This is a genomic window from Nocardia sp. PLKS1-43 (genome assembly GCF_059510335.1).
In genome coordinates, this window is sequence record NZ_JCAJZQ010000003.1 from 639,418 (window position 1) to 663,708 (window position 24,291).

General features: G+C 67.9%; 21 protein-coding genes. 9 read left to right on the forward strand and 12 right to left on the reverse strand.

What is annotated here, in order from left to right:
• Window positions 1-58: 58 nt before the first annotated feature.
• The 5 genes from AC5WS7_RS14670 (at window position 59) to AC5WS7_RS14690 (ending at window position 6,400) form a co-directional block, all read left to right on the forward strand.
• Window positions 59-1,054 (forward strand): oxidoreductase, encoded by a 996-nt coding sequence (locus AC5WS7_RS14670; protein ID WP_495955005.1) that lies wholly within the window; start codon window positions 59-61, stop codon window positions 1,052-1,054.
• 54 nt (window positions 1,055-1,108) lie between these two features.
• The gene (locus AC5WS7_RS14675; RefSeq protein ID WP_495955006.1) at window positions 1,109-1,681 is read left to right on the forward strand and encodes a TetR/AcrR family transcriptional regulator; all 573 of its coding nucleotides are present in this window, start codon (window positions 1,109-1,111) and stop codon (window positions 1,679-1,681) included.
• A 108-nt stretch (window positions 1,682-1,789) separates the two neighbouring features.
• Window positions 1,790-2,977 (forward strand): Cmx/CmrA family chloramphenicol efflux MFS transporter, encoded by a 1,188-nt coding sequence (locus tag AC5WS7_RS14680; RefSeq protein ID WP_495955007.1) that lies wholly within the window; start codon window positions 1,790-1,792, stop codon window positions 2,975-2,977.
• A gap of 487 nt (window positions 2,978-3,464) precedes the next feature.
• The gene (locus AC5WS7_RS14685) at window positions 3,465-5,345 is read left to right on the forward strand and encodes an ABC transporter ATP-binding protein (RefSeq protein ID WP_495955008.1); all 1,881 of its coding nucleotides are present in this window, start codon (window positions 3,465-3,467) and stop codon (window positions 5,343-5,345) included.
• A 155-nt stretch (window positions 5,346-5,500) separates the two neighbouring features.
• On the forward strand, window positions 5,501-6,400 hold the full coding sequence (locus AC5WS7_RS14690) for an NADP-dependent oxidoreductase (RefSeq protein ID WP_495955009.1): 900 nt from the start codon (window positions 5,501-5,503) through the stop codon (window positions 6,398-6,400).
• Between the two features lie 235 nt (window positions 6,401-6,635).
• Here AC5WS7_RS14690 and AC5WS7_RS14695 read toward each other — a convergent pair whose 3' ends face one another.
• Window positions 6,636-7,022 (reverse strand): hypothetical protein, encoded by a 387-nt coding sequence (locus tag AC5WS7_RS14695; RefSeq protein ID WP_495955010.1) that lies wholly within the window; start codon window positions 7,020-7,022, stop codon window positions 6,636-6,638.
• Between the two features lie 96 nt (window positions 7,023-7,118).
• Between AC5WS7_RS14695 and AC5WS7_RS14700 the strand changes: the two genes are divergently transcribed.
• Complete coding sequence (locus AC5WS7_RS14700; RefSeq protein ID WP_495955011.1) at window positions 7,119-9,902, forward strand: FAD-binding and (Fe-S)-binding domain-containing protein; 2,784 nt, start codon at window positions 7,119-7,121, stop codon at window positions 9,900-9,902.
• 356 nt (window positions 9,903-10,258) lie between these two features.
• Entirely contained in the window at window positions 10,259-11,200 is a 942-nt protein-coding gene (locus AC5WS7_RS14705; protein ID WP_495955012.1) for a DNA-3-methyladenine glycosylase family protein, read from the forward strand.
• Between the two features lie 52 nt (window positions 11,201-11,252).
• Here the strand turns inward: AC5WS7_RS14705 and AC5WS7_RS14710 are convergent, their stop codons facing one another.
• The 8 genes from AC5WS7_RS14710 to AC5WS7_RS14745 form a co-directional block, all read right to left on the reverse strand.
• Window positions 11,253-12,524 (reverse strand): ABC transporter substrate-binding protein, encoded by a 1,272-nt coding sequence (locus AC5WS7_RS14710; protein WP_495955191.1) that lies wholly within the window; start codon window positions 12,522-12,524, stop codon window positions 11,253-11,255.
• Window positions 12,525-12,544: 20 nt separating this feature from the next.
• Window positions 12,545-13,423 (reverse strand): carbohydrate ABC transporter permease, encoded by an 879-nt coding sequence (locus tag AC5WS7_RS14715; RefSeq protein ID WP_495955013.1) that lies wholly within the window; start codon window positions 13,421-13,423, stop codon window positions 12,545-12,547.
• Window positions 13,413-14,279, reverse strand: coding sequence for a carbohydrate ABC transporter permease (locus AC5WS7_RS14720; RefSeq protein ID WP_495955014.1), 867 nt, complete (start codon window positions 14,277-14,279; stop codon window positions 13,413-13,415). The genes AC5WS7_RS14715 and AC5WS7_RS14720 overlap by 11 nt, the downstream gene beginning before the upstream one ends.
• Window positions 14,280-14,673: 394 nt before the next feature.
• Complete coding sequence (locus AC5WS7_RS14725) at window positions 14,674-15,426, reverse strand: SDR family oxidoreductase (protein ID WP_495955015.1); 753 nt, start codon at window positions 15,424-15,426, stop codon at window positions 14,674-14,676.
• Between the two features lie 87 nt (window positions 15,427-15,513).
• The gene (locus AC5WS7_RS14730; RefSeq protein WP_495955016.1) at window positions 15,514-16,494 is read right to left on the reverse strand and encodes a hypothetical protein; all 981 of its coding nucleotides are present in this window, start codon (window positions 16,492-16,494) and stop codon (window positions 15,514-15,516) included.
• Window positions 16,495-17,047: 553 nt separating this feature from the next.
• A complete protein-coding gene (locus tag AC5WS7_RS14735) occupies window positions 17,048-17,368 on the reverse strand; it encodes a hypothetical protein (protein ID WP_495955017.1) in 321 nt (106 codons plus the stop codon).
• Window positions 17,365-17,568, reverse strand: a complete 204-nt coding sequence (locus tag AC5WS7_RS14740) for a hypothetical protein (RefSeq protein ID WP_495955018.1) — start codon at window positions 17,566-17,568, stop codon at window positions 17,365-17,367. Before AC5WS7_RS14740 ends, AC5WS7_RS14735 begins: the two co-directional genes overlap by 4 nt.
• The gene (locus AC5WS7_RS14745) at window positions 17,559-17,873 is read right to left on the reverse strand and encodes a hypothetical protein (RefSeq protein WP_495955019.1); all 315 of its coding nucleotides are present in this window, start codon (window positions 17,871-17,873) and stop codon (window positions 17,559-17,561) included. The genes AC5WS7_RS14740 and AC5WS7_RS14745 overlap by 10 nt, the downstream gene beginning before the upstream one ends.
• Window positions 17,874-18,198: 325 nt before the next feature.
• On the opposite strand from AC5WS7_RS14745, the gene AC5WS7_RS14750 reads away from it, so the two are divergent.
• Together AC5WS7_RS14750 and AC5WS7_RS14755 are read left to right on the forward strand one after the other, a co-directional pair.
• Entirely contained in the window at window positions 18,199-19,104 is a 906-nt protein-coding gene (locus tag AC5WS7_RS14750; protein ID WP_495955020.1) for a helix-turn-helix domain-containing protein, read from the forward strand.
• A gap of 57 nt (window positions 19,105-19,161) precedes the next feature.
• The gene (locus AC5WS7_RS14755; RefSeq protein WP_495955021.1) at window positions 19,162-19,368 is read left to right on the forward strand and encodes a DUF397 domain-containing protein; all 207 of its coding nucleotides are present in this window, start codon (window positions 19,162-19,164) and stop codon (window positions 19,366-19,368) included.
• 468 nt (window positions 19,369-19,836) lie between these two features.
• On the opposite strand, the gene AC5WS7_RS14760 is transcribed toward AC5WS7_RS14755, so the two are convergent.
• The 3 genes from AC5WS7_RS14760 to sdhC are packed head-to-tail and all read right to left on the reverse strand — an operon-like array spanning window position 19,837 to window position 23,486.
• Window positions 19,837-20,583, reverse strand: coding sequence for a succinate dehydrogenase/fumarate reductase iron-sulfur subunit (locus tag AC5WS7_RS14760; protein ID WP_495955022.1), 747 nt, complete (start codon window positions 20,581-20,583; stop codon window positions 19,837-19,839).
• A gap of 2 nt (window positions 20,584-20,585) precedes the next feature.
• On the reverse strand, window positions 20,586-22,604 hold the full coding sequence (locus AC5WS7_RS14765; protein ID WP_495955023.1) for a fumarate reductase/succinate dehydrogenase flavoprotein subunit: 2,019 nt from the start codon (window positions 22,602-22,604) through the stop codon (window positions 20,586-20,588).
• Window positions 22,605-22,658: 54 nt separating this feature from the next.
• Window positions 22,659-23,486: a succinate dehydrogenase subunit SdhC gene (gene sdhC / locus AC5WS7_RS14770; RefSeq protein WP_495955192.1), complete on the reverse strand. Its 828-nt coding sequence runs from the start codon at window positions 23,484-23,486 to the stop codon at window positions 22,659-22,661.
• Window positions 23,487-24,291: the final 805 nt, after the last annotated feature.

The window sequence follows — 24,291 nt, forward strand, 5'->3', positions numbered from 1 at the left end:
GGGTGCGGCTGTCGTTCGATGCTCGCCCGGCAGGCGCGCTCGCCCTATGCTCGGACTCATGGCGTTCTTGGCGATGGTGGCACACGAGACGGACGACGGGGTCGTGTTGACGCGTGAGGAGGTCGGCGACGACTTCCTCGGGCCGGGCACGGTGACGATCAAGGTGCTCTATTCGAGTGCGAACTTCAAGGACGGGCTGGCGATCACGCCCGGCGGCGGGGTGGTGCGCAACTATCCGATCGTCCCGGGCATCGACATCATCGGTGAGGTGTCCGCATCGCAGGATCCGTCCTTCGTACCCGGCGATCCGGTGATCGCGCACGGCTACGACATCGGCGTCGCGCACAACGGCGGATTCGCCGAGTACGCCCGGGTCCCGGCGGAATGGGTGGTCAAGCTGGAGAGCCTCACCCCGCGCGAGGCCGCGGCCCTGGGCACCGCCGGATTCACCGCGGCGCTGAGTGTGCAGGCCCTGCTCGATCGCGGCCTGACCCCGGATTCCGGACCGGTCCTGGTCACCGGTGCGACCGGCGGCGTCGGCAGCGTAGCGGTGGACATTCTGGCCGGTCTCGGTTTCGAGGTGGTCGCCTCCACGGGCAAAACCGATGCGGCCGAGCGGCTTTCGGCGTTGGGCGCGAAATCGGTGATCGGCCGCCTGCCCGAGGACCCGGAGGCGAAGATCCGCCCGCTCGGTAAGGCGCAGTGGGCCGGTGCGGTGGACAGCGTCGGCGGTAAATCCCTCGCCTACATTCTCAGCACGATCGAATACGGCGGTGCGGCCGCGGTCAGCGGACTCACCGGCGGTACCGGGCTGCCCACCACGGTCATGCCCTTCATCTTGCGCGGTGTCGCCCTGCTCGGCATCGACTCGGTGCAGTACCCGATCGATCAGCGCCGGGCCCTGTGGACCCGCCTGGGCAAGGATCTCGAGCCGCGGCATCTGTCCGAACTGGAGAACTACGCACCGATCATCGAGGCCGAATCGGTGCTGCGCGAGATTCGCGAGGGCAGGCACTCGGGCCGCACGGTGCTCGGCGTCGCCGGGGAGTTCTGACCGCGCCGAAATCGGTTTTGGACAGATAGATACAAAATTTGCTAGGGTCGTGCCGTGGCGCGACCCAGGCAGTTCGACGAGACCCAGGCGGTGGACGCGGCGATGCGCGCGTTCTGGTCTGCGGGCTACGAGGGGACTTCGACCCAAGACCTGTGCAGCGCAACGGGTTTGGGTCGTAGCAGCATCTACAACACCTTCGTCAGCAAGCGCGATCTGTTCGAACGTGCGCTACGCCGGTACATGGCCGAGAAGAACGCCGGTGCCTTCGAAGTGCTCGACGGCCCGGGTTCGGCCCAGGACAAGGTGCGGGCCCTGCTCTGGCAGGTCGTCGACTCGCCGGAGGGCGATCCGCTCGGCTGTCTGGTGGTGAACGCGACGGTTGAATTCGGCCTGCGCGATGACGAGATGGCCGCCCTGTTGGCGGCCGACCGCGACCGACGCCTGGCCGCGCTGATCGCGACGCTCGCGGCCGGGCAGCGTGCCGGCGAGATCGACAAGTCCAGGGCGCCGGGCGATGTGGCGCAATTCGTCGTCGCGACGATCACCGGTATGCGGGTCGCCGCCCGTGGCGGTGCGTCTCGGGAGACTCTGGCCGGGATCGCGACCGTCGCGCTGAGCTGCCTGTGATCGTCATCCGCGGCCGCTGAGCCGCGCTTTCCCCAACGACCGAATCCACCCCCGAACGCCTGCTGTCCGAGTTTTGAACTGGACAATCTAAAACTGGAGGTTCAACCGATGCCACTTGCCGTCTACATCCTGGGCCTAGCCATATTCGCCCAGGGCACATCGGAACTCATGCTCACCGGACTGCTCACCGAAATCTCCGATGATCTGGGCGTTTCCGTACCGCAGGCCGGTCTGTTGATCTCGGCCTTCGCCCTGGGCATGCTGATCGGCGCTCCGGTTCTGGCCGTGGCGACGCAACGGTGGTCACGCCGCAGCGCACTGCTGACCTTCCTCGCGATCTTCGTCCTCGCGCAGATCGTCGACGCGCTGACCTCCAATTACTGGGTGCTGTTCACCGCACGGATGGCCGGTGCATTCGTCTACGCCGGCTTCTGGGCGGTGGCCTCCGCGACGGCGGTCGGCCTGGTGGCCGCGGATATGCGCGGCCGGGCGATGAGCATCGTCGCGGGCGGATTGACTGTCGCAACGGTCGTCGGCCTGCCCGCGGGCACCTTCATCGGACAGCACTTCGGCTGGCGCGGGGCATTCTGGGCGGTGGCCGCGATGTCCGCACTCGCCATGCTGGGCGTCCTGGCCAAGGTGCCCGGCGGACGCCCGGAGACGGTTCAGCGGGTGGGCCGGGAGCTGCGAGCGCTGGGCTCCGGTCCGGTCCTGTTGCTCTACGGCACGACCATTGTCGCCACCGCAGCACTCCTGGTCAGCTTCGGATACCTCGGCGCGCTGCTGACCGGGACCACCCGGGTGCCCGCCGGTTGGGTGCCCGTCGTGCTGGCGCTCTACGGCATCGGATCGGTACTCGGCATCGCCGTCGGCGGCCGGACCGCCGACGCCCACCCGATCCGTACCCTCACGCTGGGCATCACCGGCGTCTGCCTCGCCTCGGCCCTGCTGGCGATATTCGCACACCAGGCCATCGTGACGTCGGTGCTGGCATTCCTGTTGGGCGCCTTCGGTTTCGGCATCAACCCTGTCCTCAACAGCCGCGTATTCACCCTGGCCCCCGAGGCCGCCACCCTCGGCGCGGCAGGCAATGTCGCCTCCTTCAACATCGGGATCACCGCAGGCCCCTGGCTCGGCGGCCTGGCCATCACCGCGGGCATGGGCTACCCCTCGGTCGGCTGGATCGGCCTGGCTCTCGGCCTGGGCGCCCTCGCGTTGGTCGCCGTCTCGGCCGGCCTGGAACGGCGCACGGCACCGGCAGCCGGCTCGCAGGACCTCGCACGGGCCGAGGCCTGAGGCGCTCAGCGGCACCGCCGCGAACAGTCCGAGTCCCAGGTGATCTCAGCGCCGGTTGCCGAGAACGCCTGGGGCACTGCCGATCACGCTGCAGGCGATCGACGCGTTTCGGCGCTCATCCGCGCGCCGCGGCCCGTCGCAACCGCGGCACGTACCGCCCGATCGCCGCCGCGACCACGAACCACGCCACCCGCGCCTCGGCCCGCCCGAACGCCACCATCCACGATTCGCCCACGGCCAGACCGAATTCGCGGGCCCCGGCGCCGTACCTGCCGACGCGAAGACGGCCCCCGGGGCACGCGCCGTCCGTCGCGGCTGGGAACCCGTCGAAAGCTGATCCGACGGACACGCGAGGCGGGCCTTCCTGCTTCGTCGGCGACCGTTTCCGCTGTGCGCGAACTCCGCCCGGAACACTTGAGCTGAATCTTTGTTGAGGTTTTAGTGTCGGTGGGTCGGTGTTGAATGGCCGGCGGAAGGAGTTGGGCGGATGACGATCGAATCGGTGGCGTGGAGTCAGCTGTATCGGCAGGCCGGTGCGCCGGTCGAGCGGCGCGGGTTCAGCGGGGCGACCGCTCGGCGGATGCTGCGATTCGCCCGGCCGCATCGCCGGCCGTTGATCGGCTTCCTGCTGTTCAGCGTAGTGTCCGCGGTGCTGGAGGTGGCCAATCCGCTGCTGGCCGGGCGGGTGGTCGATCACATCGTCGGACATTCCGCGGCACGGGTAGTGGTGCTGCTCGCGCTCGCGATCGCTGCGTTGGCCGTGGTCGACGCGGCGCTGGGCATCGTGATCCGGTGGCTGTCCTCGCGGATCGGCGAGGGTTTGATCCTGGACCTGCGCACCGCGGTGTTCGATCACGTACAGAAGATGCCGATCGCCTTCTTCACCCGCACCCGGACCGGTGCGCTGGTCAGCCGGCTCAACAGCGATGTGATCGGCGCGCAGCGGGCGTTCAGCACGACGCTCTCGGGCGTGGTCACCAATATCGTCACGCTGCTGCTGACCGTCGTTGTGATGGTCCGGCTGTCCTGGCAGATCACGGTGCTGGCGTTGATCATGTTGCCGCTGTTCATGATTCCGGCGCGGCGGATGGGCACCAGGGTGGCGGCGATCCAGCGCGAGGGCGCGCAGCTCAACGCGGCGATGAGTACGCAGATGACCGAACGTTTCTCCGCGCCCGGCGCGACCCTGGTGAAACTGTTCGGCCGGCCGCAGCACGAGTCGGCGGAATTCGCCCTGCGTGCCGGGCGGGTGCGCGATATCGGGGTACGGACCGCGATGCTGCAGACCACATTCGTCACCGCGCTGACGCTGGTGTCGGCACTCGCGGTGGCGCTGGTCTACGGACTGGGCGGCTGGTTCGCGCTGCGCGGTGAGCTGAACGCCGGTGCGGTGGTTTCGCTTTCGCTGCTGCTGACCAGGCTCTACACCCCGCTGACCGCATTGGCCAGCGCCCGGGTGGACATCATGTCCGCGCTGGTCAGCTTCGAGCGCGTCTTCGAGATTCTCGATCTCGAGCCGCTCATCCAGGACGCGCCCGATGCGCGCGAGGTGCCGCCCGGCCCGGTCACCGTGGAGTTCGACGATGTGCGCTTCGGCTATCCGGCGGCGGACAAGGTGTCGCTGGCCTCGCTCGAGGATGTCGCCACTCTCGACACGCGCGGCGGCGACGAAGTGCTGCACGGGATTTCGCTGCGCGCCGAGCCCGGGCAGATGGTGGCACTGGTCGGTTCCTCGGGTGCGGGCAAATCGACCATCGCACAGCTGGTTTCGCGGCTCTACGACGTGGATTCCGGTGCGGTGCGGTTGAACGGGGCCGACGTTCGCGAGCTGACCGGACGATCCATCCAGGCCACCGTCGGCCTGGTCACCCAGGACGGGCATCTGTTCCACGACACCATCGGCGCCAACCTGCGGCTGGCTCGTCCCGGCGCGACCGATGCGGAGATCTGGGACGCGTTGCGGCGGGCCCGTTTGGGCGATCTGATCGACTCGCTGCCCGACGGTCTGGACACCGTGGTCGGCGAGCGCGGATATCGCCTGTCCGGCGGCGAACGCCAACGTCTCACCATCGCCCGCCTCCTGCTCGAACAACCCCGCGTGGTGGTGCTGGACGAAGCCACCGCATCGCTGGACTCCACCTCCGAGGCGGCCGTGCAGGAGGCCGTGGCCGAGGTGCTGACCGGTCGCACCGCACTGGTCATCGCGCACCGGCTGTCCACGATCCGCAACGCCGACCAGATCCTGGTCGTGGAGGCCGGACGGATCGTCGAACGCGGCACGCACAGCGACCTGCTTGCCCGGGACGGCCGGTACGCGGAGCTTTACCACACGCAATTCGCCGACGAGGGCGACTCGGTGGCCGCATGACTCCCGGTATCGGGCCGCATCCGAGGCCGTTGCCGCCCGAGCCGAGCGTCGCACCGCAACCGGGCGCGACCGGTTACCGCCGGACCGGCCACCCCGACATGGCCGTGGGATCGGGGGTCCGGAAGTTGCCGGACCCAGCGCCTAGGCTCGGTCTCATGCAGGCGATCCAGTACGACGAAATCGGCGGCCCCGAGGTGTTGCGACTGGTCGAGGTGCCAGTGCCCGAACCGGAGGGCGCCCGGGTGCGGGTGGCGGTTCGCGCGGCGGGGGTCAATCCGGCGGATTGGAAGATCCGACGGGGGATGATGCCCGGTCCGGACTTCCCGCGCCGAGCCGGAATCGAGATCGCGGGAGTCGTGGACGCGGCCGGTCCCGAGGCGGTCTGGCAGGTGGGCGATGAGGTCATCGGCTGGTCGGAGGGTGGCGGTTACGCGCAATTCGCCCTGGCCGAACGCCTGGTCGCCAAACCCGCCGAACTGTCCTTCACCGATGCCGTCGCGATCCCGGTCGCGGCCAACACCGCGGGCGGCGGCCTCGAACGGCTGAAGCTCGCGCCGGATGAGACGCTGCTGGTGAACGGCGCGTCGGGCGCGGTCGGTTCGATGGCCGCACAGCTGGCTCGCGCGGCGGGCGTCCAGGTGATCGGTACGGCCTCGCCGGCCAATCAGGAGGTTGTCCGCTCCCTCGGCGCGACGCCCACCACCTACGGCGACGGCGTCGCCGATCGCGTCCGCGTCCTCGCGCCGAACGGCATCGATGCCGTATTCGACTGTGCCGGACACGGATTCCTCGACGCTGCCATCGAACTGCGCGGCGGCACCGACCGCATCATCACCATCGCCGACCCGGCGGCCGCCGAGAAGGGCATCCCCTTCTTCTCCCGCTCCGGCGGCCCGCTGGACGACGTCGTCGAGGCCGCCCGCCTGCTCGCCGCCGAGGCCATCCGCCTGCCGGGCCCGGCCCGCATCTTCCCGCTCGCCGAAGCCGCGGCGGCCCAACGGGAAAGCGAGTCCGGCCACGGCCTCGGCAAGATCGTGCTGGTCACGACCGACTGAGAGCGCGCCTTCCGCCAGTGCTGTTGGTCTCCTGTGTCGGTCGCTACCTTCTCGCTCGCTGATGCTGTAGCGGCGCGACGGGAAACGAGCACGAAGGCGTCGGCGGGCGGCGATTTGCCTTGCCGAGTCGGTCGGCTTTTGTCGCGGTGTGCGGCTCCCCGCTCGGTGGACCAGGGGGTTGGCCGGTGACGGTCTTCGCAAGGCGGGCCCGGTCTCGCTGGGCGTACGCCGCTTCTTACGGGGTCACCCAGCGGCGGAGGGTGTCGACTGTGTTCTCCGGTGCGGTGTTGAAGCAGAAGCGGATGCCGGGGGCTGCCTCGGCGACCACGTTGACGATGCGTTCGAAAAGCAGGGTGTAGCTGGTGTCGGCGCGGACGCCCGCGCCGATCATGACCAGGTCGAACGGGCCGTCGGAGAGGTGTTCGCGGATCCGGGTCTCGGCCTGGGCCGGGTCGGCGGGGATCTGGCACGACACGGCGTCGAACCCGGCGTCGCGCAGGGCCGCGTTACCGGCGTCGATGCGTGCGGTCAGGGTTGCCTCGTCCAGGCCTGGGCGCTCGCTGTAGTCGAGTGCGCTGGGGTGGAGGCCGATCATCAGGATGCGCGCGGTGGACATCTGCACCCGTTCGACGTTACGCCGGACGCCGATGTGTAACCGGCGGTGGAAAGTGCGCGCCGCCGGTCGGGCCCGTATCCGCACCCCGCTTAGGCTGGCCGTATGACCGATTCGTGGCTGCGTGCGCTGGAGAGCAGGATCGAGGGCGAGGTCGACGCCGGTGAGCGGCGGCGCGCGGAATACGCCTCGGATGCCTCGAACTATCGGGTGCGGCCCGTGGCGGTGGTTTTCCCGCGCGGTGATGCGGATGTGGCGGCGGTGCTGACGGCGGCGCGGGACGAAGGGCTGCCGGTGACCGCGCGAGGTGCGGGAACTTCGGTGGCGGGCAACGCGATCGGTGCCGGTGTGGTACTCGACTTCAGCAGGCATATGTCCGCGATCCTCGAGATGGACGTCGAAAACCGTTGCGCCCGAGTGCAACCCGGTGTCGTACTGGGGGCGTTGCAGCGCCGGGCGGGGGAAGCCGGATTGCGCTTCGGACCGGACCCGTCGACGCAGAATCGCTGCACGCTGGGCGGGATGATCGGGAACAACGCGTGCGGGCCGCACGCGATGGCCTGGGGACGGACCTCGGATTCGGTGCGCGAGCTGCGCATACTCGACGGCACCGGAACCGAGCGGATTCTCGGCGCGGGATTGTCGGCGGTACCCGGCCTGGCCGAGTTCGCTCGATCCGAACTGGCGGTGATCCGTACCGAGCTGGGCCGCTTCGAGCGGCAGGCATCGGGGTACGGCCTGGAACATCTTCTGCCCGAACGCGATCCCTCGGCGGCGCGTGCGTTCGTCGGCACCGAGGGCACCTGCGGCCTGCTGCTGGAGGCGGCGGTGACGCTGGTCCCGGTGCCCAGGGCGACTGTCCTGGTGGTCCTCGGTTACCCCGATATGCCCACTGCGGCAGAGGATGTCGCGGCGGTCACCGCGGTCGCCCCGACCGCGGTGGAGGGTATCGACGCCCGGCTCGTGGACGTCGTGCGCGCCCACCGCGGCACGATTCCCGAACTGCCCCGGGGCCGCGGCTGGCTGTTCGTCGAATGCGCGGGTGACACCGCCGGCGAGGCGCACGAGCGGGCAGCCGCGCTCTGCCGCACAGCGCACGCGATCGACAGCCGCGTCGTCACCGATTCCGCTGTGGCAGCGCGGCTGTGGCGGATTCGTGCCGACGGCGCCGGGCTTGCCGGGCGCACGCCCGACGGCCGCCCCGCCTGGCCCGGCTGGGAGGACGCCGCGGTGCCGCCCGCGAACCTCGGCGCCTACCTGCGCGACTTCGAGGAGTTGATGGCTGCGCACGGTGTGGACGGCCTGCTGTACGGACATCTGGGCGACGGCTGCATCCACGTCCGGCTGGATCTGCCGATAGCCGATGCCCCCCGGCGGTTCCGCGACTTCCTCACCGACGCCGCCGATCAGGTCGTCCGCCACGGTGGCTCACTGTCCGGCGAACACGGTGACGGACGCGCACGCTCGGAATTGTTGTCGCGCATGTACTCTCCGGCCGCGCTCGACGCGTTCGCCGGATTCAAGGCGCTGTTCGACCCCGCCGACCTGCTCAATCCGGGAGTTCTGGTGCGCCCCAGCCCGATCGACGCGGACCTGCGGCTCGCGGGCCTGCGGCGCACCCCGCCCGCGGGTGGATTCGCCTTCCCGGCCGACGGCGATATCGGCACGGCGGTGCACCGCTGCGTCGGAATCGGCAAGTGCCGCGCGGACACTCGGGCCACGGGTGGTTTCATGTGCCCGTCGTATCTGGCGACCGCCGATGAGAAGGACAGCACTCGTGGACGGGCCCGCGTCCTGCAGGAGGTCGTGCGGGGAGCCTTGGACTGGCGTTCGGACGCGGTCGCCGAATCGCTCGATCTGTGCCTGTCCTGCAAGGCGTGCGACGCGGACTGTCCGGCCGGGGTCGATATGGCCACCTACAAGTCCGAGACCCTCTACCGCCGGTATCGGCGCAGACTCCGGCCGATGGATCACTACGCGCTGGGCTGGCTGCCGCGGTGGCTCGCCCTGGGCGTGCGAATGCCGCGGCTGTTCAATGCCGTCGCCGGATTCGCACCGCTTCGCCGGATCGGTTTCCGCGCTGCCGGTATGGATCCCAGACGTGCGGTTCCGGCCTTGGCGGGCACGAATTTTCGCCGCGAGTGGGCGGAACGGCGTGGTGACCGGTCACCCGGCGGCGATCCGGGCGTACTGCTGTGGATCGACAGCTTCACCGATGCCTTCGACCCTGAGATAGCCTGGGCCGCAGTCGAGCTCATCGAATCGCTGGGACACCGGGTGCGCATTGCGGCACGTCGGGTGTGCTGCGGGCTCACCTGGATCAGCACCGGACAGCTCGACGGCGCCCGCGCCCGGCTGCGCGCCACGCTGGACGCACTGGACGGCCACGTCCGAGCCGGTGGCGTAGTGGTCGGGCTCGAGCCGTCGTGCACCGCCGCCCTGCGTTCGGATCTGCCCGCCCTGCTGCCGGAGGACTCGCGGGCCGAACGAACCGCGCGAGCGGTACGAACCCTGGCGGAATTCCTCACCGCGGACCCCGCGTGGCGTCCGCCGGACCGCAGCGGCCGTACCGTCGTGGTGCAGCCGCATTGTCATCATCATGCGCTCACCGGATACGACGCGGATCGCGAAATTCTCCGGAGAACCGGCGCGAGAGTGACCGAAGTCGCCGGATGCTGTGGACTTGCTGGGAATTTCGGCATGCAGTATGGGCATTACGACATTTCGGTCGCGGTGGCCGAGAACGGATTGCTGCCCGCATTGCGGAAGGATGCTGCCGCGGAGTTCCTCGCGGACGGGTTCTCCTGCCGCACCCAGGCCGCTCAGCTGGCCGGCCGGTCCGCCGGGCACCTCGCGCAATTCCTGCTCGACCGGGAAGGTTCGCGGTAGTGCGCACCCGGCCTCGGCCGCGGGTGCGCACGGCGACGGATCAGCTGCCGAACGGCAGGGTGCCCGGGGCGATCTGGTAGCCGGAGCTGCCGGCGAAGATTCCACCCCAGATGTTCAGCAGCTGATTCAGAATGGTGGTGAGCATTAGAGCCTCCCTTGCGAGATATGCCGACCGATTGCCGGATAAAGAATCGGTGGCTGGATGAATCCGTTCGGAAATCGCACTCTATGACAGTCGCGTTACAGTCCGCCGCCACCCCCCGGCATGCGTACCGCGCCCGTAATCGCCTTTCACGGATGTGCCGGTGACGTAGGTCACTGGAATCCGGCCGGGTGCGTGCGTTTCATTTCGCGGCATGGCGCACAATGTTCCGGTGGAATCGAGGGTCGGCGCGCAGCGCACGGTGAGCGCCGAACTGCCGATCGATCTCGCCGGCACCCTCGCACCACTGCGTCGCGGCGGTAGTGATCCATGTCATACCACCACGCGCGACGGCGCGCACTGGCACGCCTCGCGCATGCCCACCGGCCCGGTCACCTACCGGCTGGCTCAGGAGGGACCGCGGGCGGTGTCGGCGCGGGCATGGGGTCCCGGCGCCGCGGAATTCGTCGAGCGGTTGCCCCGGATGCTGTGCCTCGACGAGGACCTGGCCGACTTCATCCCGAACCATCCCAAGATCGCCGAGGCGCATCGCCGCTTCCCCGGCCTGCGCATGTTGCGAACCGGGCTGATCTTCGAGTCGCTCGTCCCGGCAGTACTCGAGCAGCGCGTGCACACCGTCTCCGCGCGCGCCTCGTGGCGGCGGCTGGTGTGGAAATTCGGCGATCCGGCGCCGGGCCCGACGCCGATACCGATGCGCGTCCCGCCCGACGCGCACACCTGGCGGCACATCCCGTCCTGGGAGTACCACCGCGCGAACGTCGATCCGCAGCGTTCGAAGACGATCGTGCTGGCCGCACGGGTGGCCGACCGACTCGAACAGGCCGCGGACCTCGATCCCGCGGCCGCCGCCGAACGTCTGCGGACCGTCCCGGGTATCGGCGTGTGGACCGCCGCGGAGATCGCCCAGCGCGCCCTGGGAGATCCGGACGCCTTGTCGGTCGGCGATTTCCACTTGGCCGCGATCGTCGGCTGGACTCTGCTCGGCCGTCCCATCGACGACGAGGCCATGGTCGAATATCTCGAACCCCTTCGCCCGCATCGCTATCGGGCCATCCGCCTGCTGGAGATCTCCGGCCAGGCCCGCAAGCCGAAATTCGGTCCACGCACTCCGTTGGTCGACATCAGCGGAATCTGACCGGGCTCAGCGGCTTTCGTGCCATATTCGCGAAAGCCGTTGCGCCCAAGTCTTACTGATCGCTCATGGCGGCATTGCCCGCTGCCACCGCGCGCCGGAGGGCCTCGGGAACCGGGGTGCGGCCGAGGTACATCTCCGACAGAATCGGGACGATGAGGTCGTTCGCCGCCGCGAATCCGGCCCCGCTCCCCGCGGAGATCCGGGGTCCGTCGAGCACATCGAAGAACGGCGACACGTCGATTCCCCTGTGCGCCCAGTAATCCCGGTAGATCCGCTGGTCGGCGAGCACCGCGGGAATGGTCGCGCCGGATTCGGCCAGGTAGCGGTTGCCTTCGGCGCTGCCCAGCCAGGCCAGCAGGCGGCGCACCGCCGCCGGATGACGGGTCGCCGCATTTCCCGCGAGGCCGATCGCGTTGTCGGTACTGACCCGTCCGGCGGGCCCGGCCGGAATCATCGCGATGCCCCAGGGGAATTTCGCCTGCTGAACGACCGTGGCGAGGTTGTAGCTGCCGGACTGGAACAACGCCAATTTCCCTTGCAGGAAAGCGTTTCGGGTGAAATCGGTGTTGCTGTCGGTGTCGGCGGCCGAGGGTGCGAGCTTTTCGGCGATCAGCCGGACCAGGTAGCCGAACGCCTGATCACCCTGCGGGCTGTCGAAGACGAACCGGTCGTCCGGGCCTTGCAGACGTCCGCCGGCCGAGCCCAGGAACGGCAGTTCGATGGATTGAAGATCGTTGGCGGCGTTGAACGCCCACGGCGCGACCGTCGCGAGGCGGTGCAGCATCGGCGCGAACGTGTCCGCATCGCCTCCCCAGCGCAATCCCGACAATGCGGCGGGATCGACGTGCGCGGCATCGAGCAGTGCCCGGTTGTAGTACACCGCGGTGCCGCCGTCCACGAATTGCGGTACCGCCCAGAGCTTTCCGCCGCGACTGTACTGTGTGACCGCGGACGGGTCCCAGGCGCGTTCGGCATCGGGGCCCAGCAGCGCGCCGATATCGAGCAGGCGGCCCGCATCCGAGTAGTCGGCGAACGTATTGGTCCAGAACACGTCGTCCGCGGTGCCCCCGGCCACGTCCAGGCGTAATTTCTGCTGATAGGAAGACCACGGCACCACCATGATCCGCACCTGCACGTCCGGATTCGCACGCTCGAACGCGTCGAGCGAGGCGCGGTAGGCAGGAACGAAACTCGCATCCCAGATCCGCATCCGCAGGACCGTGCGCCCCGAGCCGTCACCGCTGCGTCCGAGCCACAGCGCCGCCGCGACCAGCAGCACCGCGCTCAATGCGACGGCCAGCGCGATCCGGGTCGAGGATTTCAGGGTTCTGCGCGTCGCGGCACTCATTTGAGCCCCGTCGCGGCGATCGAGCGCAGCACCTGACGCTGGAACACCACGAAAAGCAGGACCAGCGGCACGATCGCCAATGTCGTCGCGGCCATCACGAGCGTCCACTGCGCGTTGTAGCGGGTCTGCAGCGTCGCGGTCGACACCGTCAGCACCTGCCAGGTGTCACTGCTGCCGGCCACCAGCGGCCACATGAAGCTGTTCCATTGCGTGACAACGGTGATCAGCGCCAGAGTGGCCAGAATGGGCCGGCTCATCGGCACCATCACGTGAACCAGGATGTCCAGGGTGTTCGCGCCGTCCAGCCGCGCCGCGCCGAGCAGTTCACCCGGAATGGACCGGAAGTATTGGCGCAGCAGGAATATCGCGTACGGCGAGGCGAACACGAACGGAAGTATCAACGCCCAGAACGTATTGAGCCAGCCGAGTTGCGCGAACATCAGATAGAGCGGAATCAGGGTGACCACCGGGGGCACCATCATGGTGCCCAGGTAGATCCAGAACAGCACGTCGCGGCCGGGAAATTCGGTGCGGGCGAACGCGTATGCCGCGAGGATGGCGGTGATCAGCTGTCCGCCGGTGATGAACGCCGTCATCAGCGCCGTCACCAGGACCGCACGGCCCAGTCCCCCGTTCAGTACGGTCGTGAAATTCGCCCCGGTCACCGGATTCGGCAGGGCCAGTGCCGAACCGGCCGCGAACTGCTCCGGGGCTTTCACCGCGGTCATCGCGCTGAGCACGAGCGGTGCGACGGTCAACAGGGCGCCGGCGAACAGCAGCGCATAGACCGCGAGGCTGCGCAGCCGCGCCCTGGCCGTCGTACGTCTCACGGAAGATACTGCGCTGCAGAAGCTTTCGATCGATTCAGTACTCATGGACCGTCCGATCCCGGAAATAGCGATGCTGGAGAAGGGTGATCGCGAACATCACCGCGAACACCACGAGCGCCATCACCGCGGCGCGTCCGGGACGCGCTGCCACGAACGCCTCGTCGAAGATCCGCATCGCGACCACATCCGTGCGGTTGCCCGGTCCGCCCCGGGTCAGCGCGTATACCGTGTCGAAGGTCTGGAAGGCGGTGAGCATGCCGGTGACCAGGACGAAGAACATGGTGGGACGCAACAGCGGCAGTACCAGCCAGCGCGTGCGCCGCCAGCCATCGGCACCGTCCAGCGCGCCCGCGTCCAGGATCTCCGGCGGAATCGCCCGGATACCCGCGACGAAGAACAGGGCCACATAGCCGAAATTCGACCAGATGCCCACCGCCGCGACCGAGGGCAGGGCCAACGCCGGATCGGACAGCCATTCGATCCGGCTGCCCAGCAGCGCATCGATCGCGCCGCCGGTCGGCGCGAACATCCACTGCCAGACCACGCCCACCGCGACCGGCGCGCACATCCACGGCAGCGCGAACATCACTAGTAACGCCGTTCCGCCGTTCCGCCGCGCCAACGGCAACGCGACCGCCAATCCCAAGCCGGTTTGCACCGGCACCACGATCGCCGCCAGCCCCGCCGTCACCAGCAGCGAATGCCCGAACGCCGGATCCCCCAGCACCGCACGCCAATTCCGCAGCCCGACGAACCGGATGGGCCCCAACAGATTCCAACTGTGCACACTGAGCCAGCCCACCACCACGATCGGCAACAGCAGAAAACACCCGACCCCCACCGCGCTGGGCAACAACAGCACATAACTGGTCACCCCCCGCCGAACCGCCCGCCGCCTCATACCGCGAACCTACCGCCCCCCGCCCACCCCGGCGACGCACTGAATGCTCTGTCGCTCGTGCCTGGTCTCTGCTTGCTCGTCCCGGTGAACGCGCTGAGTGCTCTGTCGTTCGCGCGCGATGTCCGCTTGCCCACCCCGGTGAACGCGCTGAGTGCTCTGTCGCTCGTGCTTGGTCTCTGCTCGCTCGTCCCGGCGAACGCACCGAACGCTCTGTCGGCCACGCCCGATCTGCGACAACCGAACATTCGGGCCGGACGTCGTCGTGGGACGGATCGACGCGTGTGGCCGGGACGGGGACGCGGAAAGGCTTGACGCATTTCCGCGTGCCCGCCCGGTCGATGCGAAACCCGTTCGGGTACAGGCGGATTCGATATCCCGCGCGACCCCGCGCAGGTCAGTTGGTGGGGCCGCCCGCGACATAGATGACCTGGCCCGAGACGAAGCCCGCGCCCTCGCTGACCAGGAACGAGGCGGTGTGCGCGATATCCTCGGGCCGCCCGACGCGCTGCACCGGGATCTGGGCGGCGGCGGCCTTCTGGAAGTCCTCGAAGTCCACGCCCACGCGGGCCGCGGTGGCGGCGGTCATATCGGTGGCGATGAAGCCCGGCGCGATGGCGTTCGCGGTGACGCCGAATTTGCCCAGTTCGATGGCAAGGGTTTTGGTGAAGCCCTGCATACCGGCCTTGGCCGCGGAGTAGTTCGCCTGGCCGCGGTTGCCCAGCGCCGAGGTGCTCGACAGGTTCACCACCCGGCCCCATTTGGCCTCGACCATGTACCTCTGCACCGCGCGGGTCATCAGGAACGCGCCGCGCAGATGGACGCCCAGGACCGCGTCCCAGTCGTCGACGGACATCTTGAACAGCAGATTGTCCCGCAGGATACCGGCGTTGTTCACCACGACGGTCGGTGCGCCGAGCGATCCGGCCAGCTCGCCGATGGCCGCGGCCACCGAATCCTCGTTCGATACGTCCGCGCCCAGGGCCACCGCCTTGCCGCCGGCCTCGGTGATCGCCTGGACGGTGTCGGCGCAGTGCGCGGCGTCCAGATCCAGCACGCCGACGGCCAGTCCGTCCGCGGCCAGCCGCTTCGCGACCGCCGCCCCGATCCCCCGGGCGGCTCCGGAAACTACGGCAACTCGTTCGGCCATGACAAATCCTCCGTCTGCATCGTTCGGCGTCGAACACAGGTGGTAACTGCACTTGCAGCATACGAACCGGCAAGTGGCGCCGGCGGACTACTCCACCCAGAGCGTCCAGGCGGCGTTGCGGCCCTGGCCCTCGCAGACCAGCGCGTGGCCGTCGGCGGTCCGCGCGGACTTGTCGCTGGCCGCATTGCATTTCGAGCCGCTGTCGTAGACGGCGGTGGAGACGGTGTACGGCCCGGTCCAGCGATATCCGCTGCTGCTCTTCAGGCACAGCAGGGTGGTGCCGTCCGAGGTCGCGCCGATGAGCGCGGCCTGCGCCTGGGTGCACACCTGGCCCTGCGCGACCGCGGTCCGGTCGGCGGAGCTGGTCGGCGCGGCGGTGCTGACGGTGACCTGCAGGGGCGGGACATTGCCGGCGGTCACCGGTGTGGTCGTGGCCTGACTCACCGGCGTCGAATCGGCCTGGATCCGGAAGGGGTTGTGCGGCAGCGTAACTCCGGACAACGCGAGCAGGCCGATCAGCGCGGTCGCCTCCGCGGCTCCGATCAGCATCGCGAACAGCGCCATCATCCGGCCGCGCGGGTGGGTGAAGGAGATCAGCCCGAACACGATCGCCACCGGGAACAGGGCCAACAGCGCGGCCACCAGGGCCACGATCGAATACGGGTTGACGATCGGGGGTACCTCGACCCGTAATCGGCCGGACCGTCGCCGGCTCGGCGCGGGCTCGTAGTAGTCGTCGTCGAGGTCGGCCGCCTGGGCCCGCCGCCGGGTCTGCCCGGTTTCGTAACCGTCGTCCGCCGCGGCCTGGCGGCGGGTCTGCGCCGCCTCCCAGCGCTCACCCTCCGGTGAGGGGGCCAGCCGCCGATTCTGTCCGGTGTCGGCGCGTCCGGGCGCCTGCACCGGATGACGGCCGGTCCCGTTGTCCCACCGCTGCCCGTCCGGCTCGGGCGGCAACCGCCGGTTCTGCGCCGTACCCCAGCGGTCCTCTTGCGGTTCGGCCACCGGCCAGGGCCCCGAGGCATACCCGGCGGACCCCTGCGCGTCGGCGGACTGCTTGCGTCGGGCCATACGGTTCCTCTCCCACACGAGCAGGAACCTCGAACAACGGACCCGCCCCGATAACGAAGAGGATAAGGGCCCTGGCCGCACCCGCAACCCCGGTCGATGAGATCGGCCCGGGTTCTCGCCCGTCCGGGCACCCGATCCGCCGGATGTCATCCCCGAGCACCCGCCGGCTCGGCCACGGCAACTTCTCCGCCGCCGCTGTGCGATCGCATCCGCGCAGGTAGCAGCAAATCGGCCGCTCCCGCCGAGCGAATCCGGCGGTCCGGTACCGAAATGTCCTGTGACGCACTACGGCACAGTTGCGCCTCACCGGGCCGCCCCGATCACCGCGCGGTCGGACCGCCGCGGCGCCCGGACGCGGACCCCACGCCATTCGGGGGCCGATACCCCCGATATGACCGGCGGCCGACCTCGCGACCTGCACCGGACACCCACCCTTTCCGCGGAATGCCGTCGCGCCGATGCGGCCCAGTTGCGCCAGGAAGCCCGGCCGCCCGGCCGTTTCGTATGGCGCAGTTACGCCAGTCGCCCGGCTGGAGTCTCCCGCGACGCGAGGTCAGTAGTCGTCGATGGGGTTTTCGCCGACGAAGGCTATGCGCAGACTCAGCAGGGCTCCGGCGAACCAGAACAGCATGCGGTCGTAGTGGTTGAGACCGTGCGCCGGCCCGCCGCCCGATGTCGCGCGCGGTACGCAGGCGCGATGCCGTCCCAGCTCGCGGCGGCGTTCGGGCCTGGCGGCCAGGTAGGCCGCGGCGGCTTGGCGGCCGGGTGCCAGGGCGTGGCGCGCGGTGGCCGCGGCGTGGCGTGGGGTGGTGCGGCTGGGAGGAGGGAGCAGCCGCACCACCTTCCGGCTGCCCGCCGGTTCCAGCGCGGTCACGGCAGCGCTCGCTGGTCCAGCACGCAGCGGCCCTCTTCGACCAGGACGGCGCGGGCGCGGCGACGCACCCGGCACAGGTCGACCGAGCATTCCAGGTGCAGTTGCATTGCGGCATGGGCTTGTTCGACGGTCATCACGCCAGGATCGTTGGCGCACCGCAGCAAACCGGCGACCGGCATATTGATGTTGGTCAGTTGCATGCTGCCACCTCCCCGTATCGGCGAACCCCTCGCCGGGGTGCGGGATTGTCCTCCCAAGGCTGCTGATTGATGGCCATACCCAGTGCTTCCAACAGGGTGAGGCCCACCTTGGTCGCCAGCCCCTCGACCGAATCCAGCAGTGGCGGCACCGCTTCGGCAACCTGCAGCGCAGCTACCGCTTGCGCACAGGTCAGCGTGCGGCCGGGAAGATAGGAAACGACCCAGCCCTCCTGTCCGACACTGCGAGCCCGGTGGGGCGTGCAATCGCTGGTCATCAACGACGACCCGATGACGTGTACGGCCATGACTCCTCGTTCCTGCGTGCGAATCCTTATGGTGCCCGGAGGTTTCTCAGACGCGTTCCGGACTAGATGCTATCCCCGAGCACACTTCCAGCATCCTCCAACAGGCGAGCCAACTGCCCCGGTTTGGATATCCAGAACGAATTCAGGCGAATGTCCAGCAGCGAATCCACTTGGGGGAGGAAGATTCTCCATAGTGGATGAGATCCCCCCTCGCCGATGTGACGTCCGGGTCGGGGTGGTGGTAGTTCGGCGGGGGCCCCACGGTACTTCCGACCCGCACTCGATGCCGGCGGCATCCGATCAGAACGGAGTGTGTGCTGTGTCCGTGAGTTCCGAAAACCAGAGTGCCGAAACCGCCTCCTCGTCGACTCTGCCCCGGCGTCAGCTCGGAAGATACCTGCGCGACTGGCGAACTCAGGGCGGGCTCACCATCGCCGAGGCCGCGCGGCTGATGGAGTGGGGCGCCAGCACATTGCAGCGCCTGGAGAAAGGGCAGGCAGATCGCATACGCACCATAGACATTCAGGAACTTTGCCGGATCTACGGCATTCCGGACGAGATCGCCGACGGCCTCAAGGGGCTGGCCCAGCAGGCCGCGGTGAAGAGCTGGTGGCACGCCTACGGTGATCTGATTCCCGAAAACTTCGATGTCTACGTGGGTTTGGAGGCATCGGCGCTGCGATTGGTGTCCTATCAGTCCGAGTTGGTGCCCGGCCTGCTGCAGACCGCCGACTATGCCCGCGCGCTGAACCGGCTCGGCTATCCCGAGGACACCGAGGCCGAACTGGACCGGCGCGTCCAGCTGCGACTTCAGCGGCAGGCCTTGATAACTCGCAAGGCGCATCCCGCGACCGTGGACGTCGTGCTGGACGAGTCGGTCTTGCGCCGCGTCGTCGGAAGTGCAAGGGTGATGGCGGCGCAGCTGCGGCACTTGGCCGATCTCAGTACTCGGGACAATGTCACGCTGCGCATCCTGCCCTTCGCAGCCGGTGTCCCCCTGGGCCTTTCGACCGGTCCGTTCGTGATCCTCGAGTTCGGAACCGACAGCAAGGGGCAACCGGTCGAACCTCCCGTGGTGTACGTGGAGGGGTTCACCGGAGATCTGTATCTCGAGAGGAAAGCCGACGTGCGGCGCTATCGGCATGCGCACGAGGTTCTGCTGCGCTGCGCGTTGGATATTCACACCAGTAGAAACCTGCTGCGGCAGGTCGCGAAGGAGTACGCGGTGTGAGCGCCCCCGCACTCCCGCGGGTTCGCTCGTACCGGAAAGGACCTTGAGGAGATGAGGATGAGCAGCGAGCTGGCGAGGGCTCGATGGTTCAAGAGCAGTCGCAGCGGTGCGGGCAAGGAGTGCGTGGAGGTGGCGTTCCTGGCCGGCGAGCGGGTAGGCCTACGTGACAGCAAGAACCCGGACGGCCCGGCGCTGGTCTTCGGCGCCGCCGACTGGACGGCGTTCACCACCGCGGTTCGGCACGGACTGTTCGACGCGAACTGATCCGAGTGCGCGCCGGACGGGCCGGTGTTTCGGCCCGTCCGTTTCGCGGCTGCCGGGAATTCGCTGCAGGTCATCGCGGGGAATGATCACGAATCGGTGGCCGTTGTACAACGAAAGCATGTTTGCTCATGCTGGTTATGGGTAACGCTAATATGTGGACCGAGGGCTGAAAAACACTCCCCGGTACCGCAGACTGTTCCCGGGCGATTGGGTTGAGCGTCTGATCGTAGGAATGCTGTTCGCGGTATCGGCGGGAGGTGTGTACGTACTGAGCGGAGCGGTGTTCTCCGCACTGTTGTTCGGCCTGCTCGTCGCGTTGGTCGCCGTCGGCGTGGTGACCCAGCTGTAGCCGGTGCACGCAGCGCTACCGAGACGAATCGCGTTGTCACCCGGCTGAATACATCCCCGCAAAACTTCTCGCGACTCCGGGATCCCGGTCCGGCCGGGACCCGGAGTCGCGTCGCCCGGCTATCGCCGGAAAAGTTTGTTTCCGAGCCAGACGATGGGATCGTATTTCCGGTCGGCGACCCGTTCCTTCATCGGAATCAGGGCATTGTCGGTGATCTTGATATGTTCCGGGCAAACCTCGGTACAGCATTTGGTGATATTGCAGAAGCCGAGGCCGAATTCGTCCTGAGCCATATCACGGCGGTCGGCCACATCGAGCGGATGCATTTCCAGTTCGGCGACCCGCATCAGATAACGCGGACCGGAGAACGCGTTCTTGTTGTCGTCGTGATCGCGCACCACGTGGCAGGTGTTCTGACACAGGAAGCATTCGATGCACTTGCGGAACTCCTGGGAGCGTTCCACATCCACCTGCTGCATCCGGTAGTCACCGGGCTTCAGATCGGCCGGCGGGGTGAAGGATGGGATCTCCCGCGCCTTCTCGTAGTTGAACGACACATCCGTGACCAGATCTCGGATGACCGGGAAGGTGCGCATCGGCGTCACCGTGACGACTTCGTCCTGGGTGAAGGTGGACATGCGCGTCATGCACATCAGCCGGGGGCGTCCGTTGACCTCGGCCGAACAGGAACCGCACTTGCCGGCCTTGCAGTTCCAGCGCACCGCGAGATCCGGGGCCTGGGTGGCCTGCAACCGGTGGATGATGTCGAGTACGACCTCGCCCTCGTTCACCTCGACCGTGAAGTCCTGCAGGCCGCCACCCTCGTCGTCGCCGCGCCACACTCGGAATTTCGCGTCGTAACCCATTGCTACTCAGCCCCTTTCGGTGTCGGATCTGGCCCGATCGGGGGGCCTTCCTGGTTACGCTCGCTGCCGCCTCCGGCCCCTGACCGATCAGGCCGGGAAGCTTCTCCTGCCGCCGCCGGATGATTGGCGAGTTCCGCAGGGGTGTAATACTTCTCGAGTTCACTCAGTTCGAACAGGGCGAGCAATTCGTCCCGCATGGGCTTCTGATCGGCCTGCGTCACAGTGACGCCCGGCACGGTCTGTGCGTCGTCATCGGGATCGACCCGGCAGACCAGCAGCTTGTTGCGCCAGTCCGCCTCCATCTTCGGGTGGTCGTCGCGGGTGTGCCCGCCGCGGCTCTCGGTCCGGATCAGCGCCGCCTGCGCCACACATTCGCTGACCAGCAACATGTTCCGCAGATCCAGGGCCAGATGCCAGCCCGGATTGAACCGCCGGCTCCCTTCCACGGTGACGTGGTCGTAGCGTTCGCGCAGGACGCCGAGCTTCTCGATGGCCTCTTCCAGCTCGTGCTGTTTGCGGATGATGCCAACCAGGTCGTTCATCGTCTGCTGCATATCGCTGTGCAGGGTGTACGGATTCTCCGCGGTGCCCTCGGTGGGCGGATCGAACGGCGCCAGAGCGGTTTTCTCGGCCGCGGCGATGGCGTCCTCGGACACTTTCGGCCGGTCGGGAAGCTGCTCCACATAGGATGCCGCGCCGAGTCCGGCGCGTCGGCCGAAGACCAGCAGATCGGACAGCGAGTTGCCGCCGAGCCGGTTGGATCCGTGCATTCCGCCGGAGCATTCACCCGCGGCGAACAGGCCAGGCACCACCGCCGCACCGGTATCCGGGTCGACCTCGATACCACCCATCACGTAGTGGCAGGTCGGCCCGACCTCCATCGGCTCGGCCGTGATGTCCACATCGGCGAGTTCCTTGAACTGATGGTGCATCGAGGGCAGCCGCTTGAGAATCTCCTCGCGCGGCAACCGGGAGGAGATATCCAGGTAGACACCGCCGTGCGGGGTACCGCGTCCGGCCTTGACCTCCTCGTTGATCGCTCGCGCCACCTCGTCGCGCGGGAGCAGATCCGGTGTGCGGCGCGCGGAATCGTTGTCGCGCAACCACTGATCGGCCTCATCCTCGGTCTCGGCGTACTGCCCTTTGAAGACCGCCGGGATGTAGTCGAACATGAACCGCTTGCCCTCGGAGTTCTTGAGCACCCCGCCGTCGCCGCGCACGCCCTCGGTGACCAGAATGCCCTTCACACTCGGCGGCCAGACCATGCCGGTCGGGTGGAACTGCAGGAATTCCATGTTGATCAGCGTCGCCCCGGCGCGCAGCGCGAGCGCGTGCCCGTCGCCGGTGTACTCCCAGGAATTCGAGGTCACCTTGTAGGACTTGCCGATTCCGCCGGTCGCCAGCACCACCGCGGGAGTCTCGAACAGGATGAACCGGCCCGATTCGCGCCAGTACCCGAACGCGCCGGCGATCCGGTCGCCGTCCTTGATCAGATCGGAGATGGTGCATTCGGCGAAAACCTTGATCCGCGCCTCGTAGTCACCGGTCGCCGCGAAATCCTCCTGCTGCAGTGAGACGATCTTCTGCTGCATGGTGCGGATGAGTTCCAGGCCGGTGCGGTCGCCGACGTGCGCCAGGCGCGGGTAGGTGTGACCGCCGAAGTTGCGCTGGCTGATTCGTCCGTCCGGGGTCCGATCGAACAGCGCCCCATAGGTTTCCAGCTCCCACACCCGATCGGGGGCTTCCTGCGCGTGCAGTTCGGCCATCCGCCAGTTGTTGAGGAATTTGCCGCCGCGCATGGTGTCGCGGAAGTGGGTCTGCCAGTTGTCCTTCGGGTTGGCGTTGCCCATCGACGCCGCACAGCCGCCCTCGGCCATCACGGTGTGCGCCTTGCCGAACAGTGATTTGCACACCACCGCCACCGACAGACCCTGTTCGCGCGCCTCGATCACCGCGCGCAATCCGGCGCCACCCGCGCCGATCACCACGACGTCGTACTTGTGCCGTTCGACTTCAGGCATGGACCGAATACTCCTGAGAGGCAGAGGGTTTGAGCGAGATGGGATCGGACGTGATCAGTGCACGAACCGCAGGTCCGTGAGAGTGCCGCTGGCGACCAACATGACGTAGAAGTCGGTGATCGCCAGGGTGGCGAGCGTGGTCCAGGCCAGCTGCATGTGGCGGGTGTTCAGCTTGGACACCTGGGTCCAGAACCAGTACCGCACCGGATGGGCCGAGAAGTGCTTGAGCCGCCCGCCGGCGATGTGGCGGCAGGAGTGGCACGACATGGTGTACGCCCACAGCAGGATCACGTTGACGACCAGGATGATGTTGCCCAGTCCGAAGCCGAATCCGCCGTTCTTGCCGTGGAAGGCCATGATCGCGTCGTAGGTGTTGATCAGCGAGACGATCACCGCGATGTAGAAGAAGTAGCGGTGCGCGTTCTGGATGATCAGCGGAAGCCGGGTCTCCCCGGTGTATTTCGCGTGTGGCTCGGCCACCGCGCAGGCGGGCGGGGAGAACCACACCGCCCGGTAGTAGGCCTTGCGGTAGTAATAGCAGGTCAACCGGAACAGCAGCAGGAACGGCAGGGCCAGGAACCCCAGCGGGATCCAGCTCGGCAGGGCGCCGAACCAATGCCCGAAGTGGCTCGACCCCTCGGCGCACGACGTGCTCACGCAGGGTGAGTAGAACGGCGTCAGGTAGTGGTAGTCCGGCACCCAGTAGGCGGTGCGGACGAATGCCCGGACCGTCGCGTAGATGACGAACGCGGCCAGGCCGATCACCGTCATCGTCGGTGGGAGCCACCAATTGTCGGTGCGCAGGGTGCGGTCCGGGATGCTCGCGCGACCCCGGCCGAAGACTCCCGTGCCCGATTCGGAAACTGTGCGCTGTGTGGTCACTGGTTCGCTCGCAAGCTCACTCACGGCAGGATGCCTCGCCTATCTGCCCCGCGGAACATCATCGTTACCTCCGGCATCGAATGTGATGCTGAGCACCATACGGCACCTGAGCTATGAGCTGTCACGGGCTTCGGGAATATCGCACCGCTTGCATAGATATGATTTGCGCCACATTTTCTGATCTTCGTGCGGCGTGACGGGTTCCGGCGAATCATCGGCAACAATCTCGAACTATCTTGAGTAACAAGACAATTCGGCACACATTGACAATCCGCACTTTTCGCAACCGGAACTCCGCCCGCCGCGCGGCCATGTACCAGCAACAATCGCGCTGTCCATGATCGACGAGCGTTCGCGTGGACGGTGATACCAAGATCGAATCACCGGAAGGGGTGCGGGCGTGTACCGCGCGGACCTTCGGCGGGTGCTGTGCACCGGGCGGCGGACGTATCTTCGCCGCCGTGCCGTACGCGCTCGCGCGCATCGAGGAGGAAGCGGGTGCCGGAGCCGCCCGAAGTTACCTGCCGGCATCACCGCGCGACGGACGCCGGTCCACTTCGCAAGCGGAAAGCGGCGACCCAGCTCCTCGGGCGTTCCACCGCACCAGGATGTGCGGAACTGGGCCCGGCACTCGGCGAGCGACACGGCAGCGCCGCCGGTCCACGCACACGATCACGCCACCGGCGGCAGCCGATCACCCAACCCCGCGATAGCGGGAAAGGAAAACTCGTCCCGGGAGCACATGGGTAACTCACCGGGTACCGCCCGCTCGGCCGCCGGCCCGAAGCTCGGGTTCCCCGCGCTC